Annotated in this window: 12 protein-coding genes; 10 read left to right on the top strand and 2 right to left on the bottom strand. The window is 70.3% G+C overall.

Translation table 11 applies throughout. From position 1 onward, the window contains the following. The first annotated feature begins 119 nt into the window (after window positions 1–119). From ruvC to ACWEBX_RS33245, 8 genes are all read left to right on the top strand, one after another. The gene (ruvC, locus tag ACWEBX_RS33280) at window positions 120–716 is read left to right on the top strand and encodes a crossover junction endodeoxyribonuclease RuvC (protein WP_451888493.1); all 597 of its coding nucleotides are present in this window, start codon (window positions 120–122) and stop codon (window positions 714–716) included. Further along, a complete protein-coding gene (ruvA, locus tag ACWEBX_RS33275) occupies window positions 713–1,324 on the top strand; it encodes a Holliday junction branch migration protein RuvA (protein ID WP_451888492.1) in 612 nt (203 codons plus the stop codon). The genes ruvC and ruvA overlap by 4 nt, the downstream gene beginning before the upstream one ends. A 97-nt stretch (window positions 1,325–1,421) precedes the next feature. Further along, a complete protein-coding gene (gene ruvB / locus ACWEBX_RS33270) occupies window positions 1,422–2,516 on the top strand; it encodes a Holliday junction branch migration DNA helicase RuvB (RefSeq protein ID WP_451888491.1) in 1,095 nt (364 codons plus the stop codon). 175 nt (window positions 2,517–2,691) lie between these two features. After that, window positions 2,692–3,210 carry a preprotein translocase subunit YajC gene (yajC, locus tag ACWEBX_RS33265; protein ID WP_451888490.1) on the top strand — a complete coding sequence of 173 codons (519 nt, stop codon included), beginning with the start codon at window positions 2,692–2,694 and terminating at the stop codon, window positions 3,208–3,210. Between the two features lie 141 nt (window positions 3,211–3,351). After that, on the top strand, window positions 3,352–5,109 hold the full coding sequence (gene secD, locus ACWEBX_RS33260; protein WP_451888489.1) for a protein translocase subunit SecD: 1,758 nt from the start codon (window positions 3,352–3,354) through the stop codon (window positions 5,107–5,109). Window position 5,110: 1 nt separating this feature from the next. Further along, window positions 5,111–6,232 (top strand): protein translocase subunit SecF, encoded by a 1,122-nt coding sequence (gene secF / locus ACWEBX_RS33255; protein ID WP_451888488.1) that lies wholly within the window; start codon window positions 5,111–5,113, stop codon window positions 6,230–6,232. Then, complete coding sequence (locus ACWEBX_RS33250) at window positions 6,229–6,768, top strand: adenine phosphoribosyltransferase (RefSeq protein ID WP_451888487.1); 540 nt, start codon at window positions 6,229–6,231, stop codon at window positions 6,766–6,768. Before secF ends, ACWEBX_RS33250 begins: the two co-directional genes overlap by 4 nt. Window positions 6,769–6,996: 228 nt before the next feature. Further along, a complete protein-coding gene (locus tag ACWEBX_RS33245) occupies window positions 6,997–9,561 on the top strand; it encodes a RelA/SpoT family protein (protein WP_451888486.1) in 2,565 nt (854 codons plus the stop codon). Window positions 9,562–9,630: 69 nt separating this feature from the next. Here the strand turns inward: ACWEBX_RS33245 and ACWEBX_RS33240 are convergent, their stop codons facing one another. Together ACWEBX_RS33240 and ACWEBX_RS33235 are read right to left on the bottom strand one after the other, a co-directional pair. After that, window positions 9,631–10,860, bottom strand: a complete 1,230-nt coding sequence (locus ACWEBX_RS33240) for a DUF349 domain-containing protein (RefSeq protein WP_451888485.1) — start codon at window positions 10,858–10,860, stop codon at window positions 9,631–9,633. A 135-nt stretch (window positions 10,861–10,995) separates the two neighbouring features. Further along, the gene (locus tag ACWEBX_RS33235; protein ID WP_451888484.1) at window positions 10,996–11,817 is read right to left on the bottom strand and encodes a peptidylprolyl isomerase; all 822 of its coding nucleotides are present in this window, start codon (window positions 11,815–11,817) and stop codon (window positions 10,996–10,998) included. A gap of 179 nt (window positions 11,818–11,996) precedes the next feature. Here ACWEBX_RS33235 and ACWEBX_RS33230 point away from each other — a divergent pair, with 179 nt between their 5' ends. Both ACWEBX_RS33230 and hisS read left to right on the top strand, forming a co-directional pair. Then, window positions 11,997–12,710, top strand: a complete 714-nt coding sequence (locus ACWEBX_RS33230) for an MBL fold metallo-hydrolase (RefSeq protein WP_451888483.1) — start codon at window positions 11,997–11,999, stop codon at window positions 12,708–12,710. Between the two features lie 10 nt (window positions 12,711–12,720). After that, on the top strand, window positions 12,721–13,983 hold the full coding sequence (hisS, locus tag ACWEBX_RS33225; RefSeq protein WP_451888482.1) for a histidine--tRNA ligase: 1,263 nt from the start codon (window positions 12,721–12,723) through the stop codon (window positions 13,981–13,983). The last annotated feature ends 29 nt before the right edge of the window (window positions 13,984–14,012 follow it).

Here is a 14,012-nt window from a genome sequence, read left to right as displayed (position 1 = left end):
AACCCCCGGGCCGCCGGCACCCCCCCCCCGTCGGCCCGTCGCTCTGTCAGTGGCACCCGATAGCCTGCACGAACTGGGGAGACCCCCAGCGACGGCCGGTGAGATCGAAGGAGGCCCGGGTGCGGGTGCTGGGTGTTGACCCCGGGTTGACCCGGTGCGGTGTCGGGGTGGTCGAGGGAGTCGCCGGGCGGCCCCTGACGATGCGCGGCGTCGGAGTCGTCCGCACCCCGGCGGACGCCGAGCTCGGTCTGCGCCTGGTCGCCGTCGAGCAGGGCATCGAGCAGTGGCTCGACGAGTACGAACCCGAATACGTCGCCGTGGAGCGGGTGTTCAGCCAGCACAACGTCCGGACCGTGATGGGCACCGCCCAGGCCAGCGCCGTCGCCATGCTCTGCGCGGCCCGCCGCGGCATCCCCGTCGCGCTGCACACCCCGAGCGAGGTCAAGGCCGCCGTCACCGGCAGCGGCCGCGCGGACAAGGCCCAGGTCGGCGCGATGGTCACCCGCCTGCTCCGGCTCTCCGAGCCGCCCAGGCCCGCCGACGCGGCGGACGCCCTCGCGCTCGCCATCTGCCACATCTGGCGCGCCCCGGCCCAGAACAGACTCCAGCAGGCCGCCGCGCGGATCGCGCCCGACCGGGCCGTCGCGCAGAACAGACTCCAGCAGGCCGCCGCCGCGCACGCCTCGCACCAAGCATCGAAAGGCCGTACCGCATGATCGCCTTCGTCAGCGGCCCGGTCGCCGCCCTCGCCCCCGACTCCGCGGTCGTCGAGGTCGGCGGCATCGGCATCTCCGTCCAGTGCACCCCGGGCACGCTCGCGGGGCTCCGCACCGGACAGCAGGCCAGGCTCGCCACCTCCCTGGTCGTCCGCGAGGACTCGCTCACGCTGTACGGCTTCGCCGACGACGACGAGCGCCAGGTCTTCGAGCTGCTCCAGACCGCGAGCGGAGTCGGCCCGCGCCTCGCCCAGGCGATGCTCGCCGTGCACGCCCCCGACGCCCTGCGCCGCGCCGTGTCCACCGGTGACGAGAAGGCGCTCATCGCCGTCCCCGGGATCGGCAAGAAGGGTGCCCAGAAGCTGCTGATCGAACTCAAGGACCGGCTCGGCGAACCGCTCGGCCCCGGCGGCCCTGCCATCGGCACGGCGGTCACCACGGGCTGGCGCGACCAGCTCCACGCCGCGCTCGTCGGCCTCGGGTACGCGACCCGCGAGGCCGACGAGGCAGTCGCCGCCGTCGCCCCCCAGGCCGAGGCCGCCGAGGGAACCCCGCAGGTCGGCCAGCTCCTGCGAGCCGCCCTGCAGACCCTGAACCGAGCACGCTGAACGGCCCCGGCCCCCGGGCCGGGCGCGTGCCCCGGTGCGGCCCGCGCCCGGGTCACGGCCGACCGCCCCACCACCACGAGACCGCGAGGCACCACCGATGAACTGGGACGACACGACAGACGAAGCCGCCGACGAGCGGCTCGTCGGACCCGCCGCCGAGCGGCTGGTGCGCCCGGTCGCCGACGGCGAGGACCAGGCCGTCGAGGCCGCGCTGCGCCCCAAGGACCTGGACGAGTTCATCGGCCAGGAGAAGGTGCGCGAGCAGCTCGACCTGGTCCTGCGGGCGGCCCGCGCGCGGGGGGCCACCGCCGACCACGTCCTGCTCTCCGGTGCCCCCGGTCTCGGCAAGACCACCCTCTCCATGATCATCGCGGCCGAGATGGGCGCCCCCCTCCGCATCACCAGCGGCCCCGCCATCCAGCACGCCGGAGACCTCGCCGCGATCCTCTCCTCCCTCCAGGAGGGTGAGGTCCTCTTCCTCGACGAGATCCACCGCATGTCCCGGCCCGCCGAGGAGATGCTCTACATGGCGATGGAGGACTTCCGCGTCGACGTCATCGTCGGCAAGGGGCCCGGAGCCACCGCCATCCCGCTGGAGCTGCCCCCGTTCACACTGGTCGGCGCCACCACCCGCGCGGGACTGCTGCCCCCGCCGCTGCGCGACCGCTTCGGCTTCACCGCGCACATGGAGTTCTACGAACCCGCCGAGCTGGAGCGCGTCGTCCACCGCTCCGCCGGTCTCCTGGACGTCGAGATCGGCGCCGAGGGAGCCGCGGAGATCGCCGGCCGCTCCCGCGGCACGCCCCGCATCGCCAACCGCCTGCTGCGCCGCGTACGCGACTACGCGCAGGTCAGAGCGGACGGGATCATCACCCGCGAGATCGCCGCCGCGGCCCTGAAGGTCTACGAGGTCGACGCGCGCGGTCTCGACCGGCTCGACCGCGGGGTTCTCGAAGCCCTGATCAAGCTTTTCGGCGGCGGTCCTGTCGGATTGTCCACACTTGCTGTCGCTGTGGGGGAGGAGCGTGAGACCGTGGAGGAGGTCGCCGAGCCCTTCCTCGTACGAGAGGGACTCCTCGCCCGCACTCCCCGTGGCCGGGTGGCGACACCCGCGGCATGGGCACATCTCGGCCTCACGCCGCCCCGCCGGTCAGCCGGCGGAAACGGACAAGAGGACCTGTTCGGGGCGTGACGGCGTGCGTACGCACCGGGGCAGGAACCCCGGTGCCATGCTGAGCGTTGTTCCCTGAGTGCGGACTCGCTTAGACTCCGCCGATGCCGCCCTTGCCGACGGCACACACCCCCCATACATACCCCCATCCAGCAGGCCGCTCACCTGGTGCGGTCGAAAAAGGAAGTTCCGACCCGTGAGTCTCGTGACCCTCCTCCCGTTCATCGTGCTCATCGGGGCCATGTTCCTGATGACCCGGTCGGCCAAGAAGAAGCAGCAGCAGGCGGCTTCCATGCGCAACGATCTGCAGCCCGGCTCCGGCGTGCGCACGATCGGCGGTATGTACGCCACCGTCAAGGAGGTCAACGAGGACACGCTTCTCCTTGACGCCGCCCCGGGTGTGGAACTGCTCTTCGCGAAGAACGCGATCGGTGCCGTCCTGACGGACGACGAGTACAACCGCATCGTCCACGGCGTCGAGCACGACCTGAAGGCCGACGGCACCGTCGTGCCGGACGACGCTTCCTCCCTCACCGAGACCGACGAGCCCGCCGCCGACGCCTCTTCCGACGCCTCCGACGACAAGCCCCTCGACCTCGGCAAGAAGGATCTGGCCGACAAGCCGGCCGAAGCGGCCGTCGAGCCGAAGGCCGACGAGGCCGTCGCCGACGAGGCGGAGTCGAAGAAGACCGACGGCGGGACCGAAGCGAAGTAGTCACGACCCGGGAGCACGGCGCGATCAGCTCGCGCCCCACACCTCCCGGGACGTGCTGTTCTCGCACGGAGTCCCGACACCATGGCATGGCCGTCCACGCGCTCACCCGGCGCAGGGCGGCCCGAGAGGGAGTACGAGAAGGTGGCAGCACCGAAGAAGGGCCGGAGCGCGAGCGCCCAGAGCAGGCCGGGGCGCTCGCTGGCCCTGATCCTGATCGCCATCGCGGCGCTCACCGGAGGGATGTTCGCTTCCGGGCAGACCACTCCGCGTCTCGGCATCGACCTCGCCGGTGGCACGAGCATCACGCTCACGGCGAAGAACGAGCCGGGTCAGCCCAACGCGATCAACAAGACCAACATGGACACCGCGGTCGACATCATGAACCGCCGTGTCAATGGTCTCGGTGTCTCCGAGGCCGAGGTCCAGACCCAGGGTTCCGACAACATCATTGTCAACATCCCCAAGGGCACGAACTCCGAGCAGGCCCGTAAGCAGGTCGGCACCACCGCCAAGCTGTACTTCCGTCCCGTCCTGGCCACCGAAGCCTCCGGGGCCGAGGCGTCAGCCACCCCGACGCCGAGTGCCTCCGGCAGCTCCTCCTCCAAGTCCGGGGACAAGGCGACCTCGTCCTCCGCGACGCCGTCGGCCTCCGCGACCACTCAGGGGCGCGTGGTCAGCGACGCCCTGAAGGCGGGCTCCTCGCCGTCCGCGAGCAGCACCCCGAGTTCCTCGGCCTCGTCCTCGTCCTCCGCGAGCGCCTCGCCGTCCGCGAGCGTGGACCCCGCGACCGCCAAGCTGCAGGCCGCGTACGCCGCGCTCGACTGCAGTGACAAGGCGGTCCGCGCCAAGGCCGGCGCCGACGCCAAGCCCACCGAGCCGACCGTGGCCTGCGGCCAGGACAAGAACTCCTCGGGCGTCTGGCAGAAGTACGTCCTCGGCCCGGCCGAGGTGGCCGGCACGGACATCAAGAAGGCCGGCGCGGTCTTCGACACGCAGAGCGCCGCGGGCTGGAAGGTCACCATGGACTTCACGTCCGGTGGCTCCAAGAAGTTCGCCGCCATCACCGGCAAGCTCGCCCAGAACCAGCCGCCGCAGAACCAGTTCGCGATCGTCCTCGACGGTCAGGTCGTCTCCGACCCCTCCGTGGCCCAGTCGCTGAGCGGCAGCGCGGAGATCTCCGGCAGCTTCACCCAGACCGAGGCCCAGGACCTGGCCAACATGCTGAAGTACGGCGCTCTGCCGCTCAGCTTCAAGGAGTCCAGCGTCACCACGGTGACCGCCGCGCTCGGTGGCGAGCAGCTCCACGCCGGTCTGATCGCGGGCGCCATCGGCCTCGCCCTGGTCATCCTCTACCTGGTGATCTACTACCGGGGCCTGTCGGCCATCGCCATCGCCTCCCTGGGCGTCTCGGCGATCCTCACGTACGTGCTCATGGCGCTGCTCGGCCCGGCCATCGGCTTCGCGCTGAACCTCCCGGCCGTCTGCGGTGCGATCGTCGCGATCGGTATCACCGCGGACTCGTTCATCGTGTTCTTCGAACGCATCCGGGACGAGATCCGCGAGGGCCGCACCCTGCGTCCGGCCGTCGAGCGCGCCTGGCCCCGTGCCCGTCGCACCATCCTGGTCTCCGACTTCGTGTCGTTCCTCGCCGCCGCGGTGCTCTTCATCGTCACCGTCGGCAAGGTCCAGGGCTTCGCGTTCACCCTCGGTCTGACCACGGTGCTCGACGTCGTCGTGGTGTTCTTCTTCACCAAGCCGCTGATGAGCCTCCTCGCCCGCAGGAAGTTCTTCGCGGAGGGTCACCGCTGGTCCGGCCTCGACCCGAAGCGACTGGGCGCCAAGCCGCCGCTGCGCCGCACCCGTCGCGCGTCCGCCCCCGTCGACACGAAGGAGGCGTGAGATGTCGAAACTCGGCACCCTCGGCGCCCGGCTCCACCGCGGCGAGATCGGCTACGACTTCGTCGGCAAGCGCAAGATCTGGTACGGCATCTCGATCCTGATCACCATCACGGCCATCCTCGGCCTGACGGTGCGCGGCCTGAACATGGGCATCGAGTTCCAGGGCGGCGCCGTCTTCACCACCACGGGCAGCAGCAGTGTCTCGGTGAGCCAGGCCGAGACGTTCGCGGAAGAGGCCTCCGGCCACGACGCGGTCGTCCAGGGGCTCGGCAAGGGCGGCCTGCGGATCCAGATCGCGGGCATCGACACGGACAAGTCCGACTCGATCAAGCAGAAGCTCGCCACGGACCTGAAGGTCAACCCCGAGGACATCAACGCCGACCTCGTCGGTCCGAGCTGGGGTGACCAGATCGCCAACAAGGCCTGGGAGGGCCTGGCGATCTTCATGGTCCTCGTCGTGATCTACCTGGCGATCGCCTTCGAGTGGCGCATGGCCATCGCGGCCCTGGTCGCCCTGATCCACGACATCACCATCACGGTCGGCATCTACGCCCTGGTCGGCTTCGAGGTCACCCCGGGCACCGTGATCGGTCTGCTCACGATCCTCGGTTACTCGCTGTACGACACGGTGGTCGTCTTCGACAGCCTCAAGGAGCAGACGAAGGGCATCACCAAGCAGACCCGCTGGACCTACAGCGACGTCGCCGACCGCTCGATCAACAGCACCCTGGTGCGTTCCATCAACACCACGGTGGTCGCGCTGCTGCCGGTCGCCGGCCTGCTGTTCATCGGCGGCGGCGTGCTCGGCGCCGGCATGCTCAACGACATCTCGCTGTCGCTGTTCGTCGGTCTCGCGGCCGGTGCGTACTCCTCGATCTTCATCGCCACGCCGCTCGTCGCCGACCTCAAGGAGCGCGAGCCGGAGATGAAGGCCCTGCGCAAGCGGGTTCTCGCCAAGCGCGCCCAGGCGGCCGCCAAGGGCGAGTCCCTGGAGCCGCAGGCCGCCGAGCCGGCGTACGAGGACGACGAGGCGGACGATGCCACACCGGCGGTCGTCGGCCCCCGCAACCAGCCCGCGTCCCGCGCCCGCGGCCGCGGCCGGCCTTCGGGGAAGCGCCGATGACCGGCATCGAAGCGCTGCTGACCAGCCGGATCCGTGACGTGGCCGACTACCCGGAGCCGGGAGTGATGTTCAAGGACATCACCCCGCTCCTGGCCGACCCGGCCGCGTTCGGCGCCCTGACCGGCGCCCTGGCGGACATCGCCGTGCGCAACGGCGCCACCAAGATCGTCGGTCTGGAGGCCCGCGGCTTCATCCTCGGAGCCCCGGTCGCCGTCCACGCCGGGATCGGCTTCATCCCCGTGCGCAAGGCGGGCAAGCTCCCCGGAGCGACCCTGTCGCAGGCGTACGACCTGGAGTACGGCTCCGCCGAGATCGAGGTGCACGCCGAGGACCTGAGCGGGGCCGACCGCGTCCTCGTCGTCGACGACGTCCTCGCCACCGGCGGCACCGCCGAGGCGTCGCTCCGGCTCATCCGCAGGGCGGGCGCCGAGGTCGCGGGCGTCGCCGTACTGATGGAGCTCGGCTTCCTGGGCGGCCGCGGCCGTCTGGAGCCGGCGCTCGCCGGAGCTCCCCTGGAGGCGCTCCTGACGGTCTGAGGACCGTGAGCGGTACCCGGGGGTTTCGCCCCGGCAAGGCCCCCGAAAGGCCTGAGGCACCCGTAGGACACCCTGGAGGCGGGCCCGGAGGAATCCGGCGCCCGCCTCCGGCGTTCTCCCTGTACGAGGCCACCCACGGCGGCCGACAGCGAGTCCGGCACGAAGGATCGCTACCATGGGGTTTCCGGAGCCTGACCGGGGGACCCGGATCGCGCACGAGGAGCCCTCTTGCCAGACGAGGCCCAGCCACTCGCCCCCAGCGCGGAAAGCCTGGGGCGAACCGCCGCCACCCAGCCCGAGCCCGCCTCGGGCGCCGCGGAGAAGCCCGCACGGAACGGAGCGAGCGGGCAGGTCGAGCATGCCCAGTCCGCGCCCGACGGAACGGCGGCCGAGGCGTCGCGTCCCAAGCCGGCCCCGCCCGAGCGCCCTGCGAACACCCCGGCGGTCCGGCCCGCGGCAGCGCAGCCCACCCGCTCCGGCGGCTCCTCCAACCGCGTCCGGGCCCGCCTCGCCCGTCTCGGCGTCCAGCGCTCGAACCCGTACAACCCGGTCCTGGAACCGCTGCTGCGGATAGTGCGCAGCAACGATCCCAAGATCGAGACATCGACGCTCCGGCAGATCGAGAAGGCGTACCAGGTCGCCGAGCGCTGGCACCGGGGCCAGAAGCGCAAGAGCGGCGACCCGTACATCACGCACCCGCTCGCCGTCACCACCATCCTCGCCGAGCTGGGCATGGACCCGGCGACCCTCATGGCCGGTCTCCTGCACGACACCGTGGAGGACACCGAGTACGGCCTGGACCAGCTCCGCCGCGACTTCGGCGACTCCGTCGGCCTCCTCGTCGACGGCGTCACCAAGCTGGACAAGGTCAAGTTCGGCGAGGCCGCCCAGGCCGAGACCGTGCGCAAGATGGTCGTCGCGATGGCCAAGGACCCGCGCGTCCTGGTCATCAAGCTCGCCGACCGGCTGCACAACATGCGCACCATGCGCTATCTCAAGCGCGAGAAACAGGAGAAGAAGGCGCGCGAGACCCTGGAGATCTACGCGCCGCTCGCCCACCGCCTGGGCATGAACACCATCAAGTGGGAACTGGAGGACCTCGCCTTCGCGATCCTCTACCCCAAGATGTACGACGAGATCGTGCGCCTGGTCGCCGAGCGCGCCCCCAAGCGCGACGAGTACCTCGCCATAGTGACCGACGAGGTGCAGTCCGACCTGCGCGCGGCCCGCATCAAGGCGACCGTCACCGGCCGCCCGAAGCACTACTACAGCGTCTACCAGAAGATGATCGTCCGCGGCCGTGACTTCGCGGAGATCTACGACCTGGTGGGCATCCGCGTCCTCGTGGACACCGTCCGCGACTGCTACGCGGCACTCGGCACCGTGCACGCGCGATGGAACCCGGTCCCCGGCCGGTTCAAGGACTACATCGCGATGCCGAAGTTCAACATGTACCAGTCGCTGCACACGACGGTCATCGGCCCCAACGGCAAGCCCGTCGAACTCCAGATCCGTACGTTCGACATGCACCGCCGCGCCGAGTACGGCATCGCCGCGCACTGGAAGTACAAGCAGGAGACCGTCGCCGGGTCCTCCAAGATCCGCACCGACGTGCCCCGGGCGGCCAAGGGCAGCGCCGGCCAGGACACCGTCAACGACATGGCGTGGCTGCGTCAGCTCCTCGACTGGCAGAAGGAGACCGAGGACCCCAGCGAGTTCCTGGAGTCCCTGCGCTTCGACCTGTCGCGCAACGAGGTCTTCGTCTTCACGCCGAAGGGCGACGTCATAGCGCTTCCGGCCGGTGCGACGCCGGTGGACTTCGCGTACGCGGTCCACACGGAGGTCGGCCACCGGACGATAGGAGCACGGGTCAACGGACGCCTCGTGCCGCTCGAGTCCACCCTGGACAACGGCGATCTGGTGGAGGTCTTCACCTCCAAGGCGGCCGGCGCGGGCCCCTCCCGTGACTGGCTCGGCTTCGTGAAGTCGCCGCGTGCCCGCAACAAGATCCGCGCGTGGTTCTCCAAGGAACGCCGCGACGAGGCGATCGAGCACGGCAAGGACGCCATCGCCCGCGCGATGCGCAAGCAGAACCTGCCCATCCAGCGGATCCTCACCGGCGACTCCCTGGTCACCCTCGCGCACGAGATGCGCTACCCCGACATCTCGTCGCTGTACGCGGCGATCGGCGAGGGCCATGTCACCGCCCAGAGCGTCGTCCAGAAGCTCGTGCAGGCGCTCGGCGGCGAGGAGGCGGCCACCGAGGAGATCGACGAGGCCGTACCGTCCGCGCGGGGCCGGGGCCGCAAGCGCCGCAGCAACAACGACCCCGGTGTGGTCGTCAAGGGCGTCGACGACGTGTGGGTCAAGCTCGCCCGCTGCTGTACGCCGGTGCCGGGCGACCCGATCATCGGATTCGTCACGCGCGGCAGCGGCGTCTCGGTTCACCGCAGCGACTGCGTGAACGTCGACTCGCTCTCGCGCGAACCCGAGCGCATCCTCGAGGTCGAGTGGGCGCCCACCCAGTCGTCGGTCTTCCTGGTGGCCATACAGGTCGAGGCCCTGGACCGGTCCCGGCTGCTGTCGGACGTCACCCGCGTCCTGTCCGACCAGCACGTCAACATCCTGTCCGCGGCCGTCCAGACCTCCCGCGACCGCGTCGCCACCTCCCGGTTCACCTTCGAGATGGGCGACCCCAAGCACCTGGGACACGTCCTGAAGGCCGTACGGGGCGTCGAGGGCGTCTACGACGTGTACCGCGTGACATCGGCCCGCAGGCCCTCCGAGGCCTGACGCCGGAGACATGCGAAGGGGCTCCCGTACGGTGTGTACGGGAGCCCCTTCACATGGGTGCGGCGCGTATCAGCCGCCGAACTCCTGAAGACCCTTCAGCGCCTGGTCCAGCAGCGCCTGACGGCCGTCCAGCTCCCTCTGGAGCTTGTCGGCCTTCGAGGCGTTGCCCGCTGAGCGAGCCGCCTCGATCTGGCCCTGGAGCTTGTCGACGGCGGCCTGGAGCTGACCGGTCAGACCCTCGGCACGCGCGCGTGCCTCCGGGTTCGTCCGGCGCCACTCGGTCTCCTCCGACTCCTGGAGAGCCCGCTCCACCGCGTGCATCCGGCCCTCGACCTTCGGGCGGGCGTCGCGCGGCACGTGGCCGATGGCCTCCCAGCGCTCGTTGAGGGAGCGGAAGGCCGCGCGGGCCGCCTTCAGATCCCCCACCGGGACGAGCTTCTCGGCCTCCTCGGCCAGCTCCTCCTTGAGCTTCAGGTTCTCCGTCTGCTCCGCGTCACGCTCGGCGAACACCGAACCGCGCGCCGCGAAGAACACGTCCTGGGCGCCGCGGAAGCGGTTCCACAGGTCGTCTTCGTGCTCGCGCTGGGCGCGGCCCGCGGCCTTCCAGTCCGCCATCAGCTCGCGGTAGCGGGCCGCCGTCGGGCCCCAGTCCGCCGAACCGGACAGCGACTCGGCCTCGGCGACCAGCTTCTCCTTGGTCTTACGGGCCTCCTCGCGCTGCGCGTCCAGCGACGCGAAGTGCGCCTTGCGCCGCTTGGAGAACGCCGAGCGGGCGTGCGAGAAGCGGTGCCACAGCTCGTCGTCCGACTTGCGGTCGAGTCGCGGCAGCCCCTTCCACGTGTCCACCAGCGCGCGCAGCCGCTCACCGGCCGCCCGCCACTGGTCGCTCTGCGCCAGCTCCTCGGCCTCGACGACCAGCGCCTCCTTGGAGTGCCGCGCCTCGTCGGACTGCTTGGCCCGCTGCACCTTGCGTTCCTCACGGCGCGCGTCCACGGTCGCCACGAGCTTGTCCAGCCGCACCTTCAGCGCGTCCAGATCACCGACCGCGTGGTGGGCGTCCACCTGCTCGCGGATGTGATCGATGGCGGTCTGGGCGTCCTTCGCCGACAGGTCGGTGGTCTTCACTCGCTTTTCGAGGAGGCCGATCTCGACAACCAGGCCTTCGTACTTGCGCTCGAAGTAGGCCAGCGCCTCATCAGGGGTGCCTGCCTGCCAGGAGCCGACGACCTGCTCGCCGTCGGCCGTACGCACGTACACGGTCCCCGTCTCATCGACGCGGCCCCACGGGTCGCTGCTCACAGCGCCTCCTCCACATGATGCCTGTGGGGGGCTTCGGAGCCCCCTGGCATCGTCCACAGTTTCGTCACGGCCAACATAGGCGACCGGCGGGGCGGCTGTCCGCATCCCGCGCGACCGAAATTCAGCAGCGTACGGTCAGGATTTCGTCACAGTCAGCTTGTTGACGACGACAGTCGCGTTCGGCGCGCCGTCGCCCTGGCCCGTGCTCTCGCCGGCGGCCGCGATCTTCTTGAGCACCGTCATACCGGACGTGGAAATAGTTCCGAACGGTGTGTAACTGGGCGGAAGCTGACTGTCCTGGTACACCAGGAAGAACTGGCTGCCGCCGGTGTGCTTCTGGCCGGTGTTGGCCATGGCGATCGTGCCCGCCGGGTACACGTTGCCCTTGAGCGTCTTGTCCTTCAGATTCTCGTCCGGAATCGTGTAGCCGGGACCGCCGCTGCCCTGGCCCGTCGGGTCACCGCACTGCAGGACGTAGATCCCGTTGGTGGTGAGCCGGTGGCACTTGGTGTGGTCGAAGTAGCCCTTGCCGGCGAGGAAGGCGAACGAGTTCACCGTGTGCGGGGCGGCCGACGCCTTGAGGTCGATGCCGATGTCACCGCAGGTCGTCGCCATCTTCATGGAGTAGGCGGCGGACTTGTCGATGGTGACCGCCGGCTCCTTCTTCCACGTGAGCGACTTCACCGCACCCTCGGCGGGCTTCTCGCACGGATCGGGCGCCTTGCTCGTCGGCGAGGCGCTGGGCGTCGCCTCGGCGCCCGCGTTGGCCTTCTTGCCGTCACTCTCGAAGAGCCCGGTCGCGTACGCCGTCGCACCGCCCGCGACGACCACGCCGACGACCGCCGCGATCACCGCGTTGCGTGTCTGGTTCCTTCGTCGAGCGGATGTGCGGCGCTGCTGCTGTCGCAAGAACTTCTCCCGGGCGAGCTGACGCCGCCGCTGTTCCTGGCTGACCACCGGGTTTCTCCTCGTGCGTCTCGTACGTCGAGTGGGACGCGTGCGTCGCCTGAGCCGACCGCCTGCGTGTGCCCCGTACCGTATATGGGTTCGCTGAGGAATCGGCAGCGCCGGTAGGCTCTGATCCTCAGCCGCCCGCCCGTACGACACCAGCGCGTACGCCACCACGAAGGACGATCGTGCTCATTGCCGGGTTCCCCGCCGGGGCCTGGGGGACCAACTGTTACCTGGTCGCCCCCGCCGCGGGTGAGGAGTGCGTGATCATCGACCCGGGCCATCAGGCCGCCCAGGGAGTCGAGGAAGCGCTCAAGAAGCATCGGCTCAAGCCCGTTGCGGTCATCCTCACCCATGGACACATCGACCATGTCGCCTCGGTCGTCCCGGTGTGCGGTGCCAACGACGTGCCGGCCTGGATCCACCCGGCGGACCGCTACATGATGAGCGACCCCGAGAAGGCGCTCGGCCGGTCCATCGGAATGCCGCTGATGGGCGAGCTGACCGTGGGGGAGCCCGACGACGTGCGGACCCTGACCGACGGCGCGGAGCTGAAGCTGGCGGGCCTCGATCTCTCCGTCGCGCACGCGCCCGGCCATACGAAGGGGTCGGTGACGTTCCGGATGCCCGAGAGCGCGGACGTCCCGTCCGTGTTCTTCTCCGGGGATCTGCTCTTCGCCGGCTCCATCGGACGCACCGACCTGCCGGGCGGCGACATGGACGAGATGCTCGACTCGCTGGGCCGCGTGTGCCTGCCGCTCGACGACTCGACCGTGGTGCTGTCCGGCCACGGCCCCCAGACGACCATCGGCCAGGAGCGCGCCACCAACCCGTATCTGCGGCAGGTGGCCGCCGGCCTGGGAGCGGACCCGAACGCCGCTCCTCGACGAGGAATGTGACCAGACTTCCGTGAGCACCTTCAGGGCCCCCAAGGGCACGTACGACCTCATTCCGCCGGACAGCGCCAAGTACCTCGCGGTCCGCGAGGCCATCGCGGCCCCGCTGCGCAACTCCGGCTACGGCTACATCGAGACGCCCGGTTTCGAGAACGTCGAGCTGTTCGCCCGCGGTGTCGGTGAGTCCACCGACATCGTGACCAAGGAGATGTACGCCTTCGAGACCAAGGGCGGCGACAGGCTGGCGCTGCGCCCCGAGGGCACCGCCTCCGTGCTGCGCGCGGCCCTCGAGGCCAACCTGCACAAGGCGGGCAACCTCCCCGTCAAGCTCTGGTACTCGGGCTCCTACTACCGCTACGAGCGTCCCCAGAAGGGCCGTTACCGCCACTTCTCCCAGGTGGGCGCCGAGGCGATCGGAGCCGAGGACCCGGCGCTCGACGCCGAGCTCATCATCCTGGCGGACCAGGCGTACCGCTCGCTGGGCCTGCGGAATTTCCGCATCCTGCTGAACAGCCTGGGCGACAAGGAGTGCCGTCCCGTCTACCGGGCCGCGCTGCAGGACTTCCTGCGCGGCCTGGACCTCGACGAGGAGACGCTGCGCCGCGCGGAGATCAACCCGCTGCGTGTGCTCGACGACAAGCGCGAGGACGTCCAGAAGCAGCTCGGCGGGGCACCGCTGCTGCGCGACTACCTGTGCGACGGCTGCAAGGCCTACCACGAGGAGGTGCGCGACCTGATCACGGCCGCGGGCGTCTCCTTCGAGGACGACCCGAAGCTGGTGCGCGGTCTGGACTACTACACGCGGACAACCTTCGAGTTCGTGCACGACGGTCTCGGCTCGCAGTCCGCGGTCGGCGGCGGCGGCCGTTACGACGGGCTGTCCGAGATGATCGGCGGCCCCGAGCTGCCGTCCGTCGGCTGGGCGCTGGGCGTCGACCGTACGGTGCTGGCGCTGGAGGCGGAGGGTGTGGAGCTCGAACTCCCCGCGTCCACCAGTGTGTTCGCTGTGCCGCTCGGGGAGGAGGCCCGCCGGACCCTCTTCGGCGTGGTCACCGAACTGCGCAGGTCCGGTGTCGCCGCCGACTTCTCGTACGGCGCGAAGGGGCTCAAGGGCGCGATGAAGAACGCGAACCGCAGCGGGGCCCGCTTCACGATCGTCGCCGGTGAGCGGGATCTCGCCGAGGGCGTCGTACAGCTCAAGGACATGGAGTCCGGGGAGCAGACGGCGGTCGCGGTCGACGCGATCGTGTCCGAACTGCGCTCGCGCCTGGGCTGATGAGGCCGCTCCCGCCCCGGTGGGCATCC

Source organism: Streptomyces sp. NPDC005070, assembly GCF_053600395.1.
This window is presented reverse-complemented; position numbering and strand designations above follow the sequence as displayed.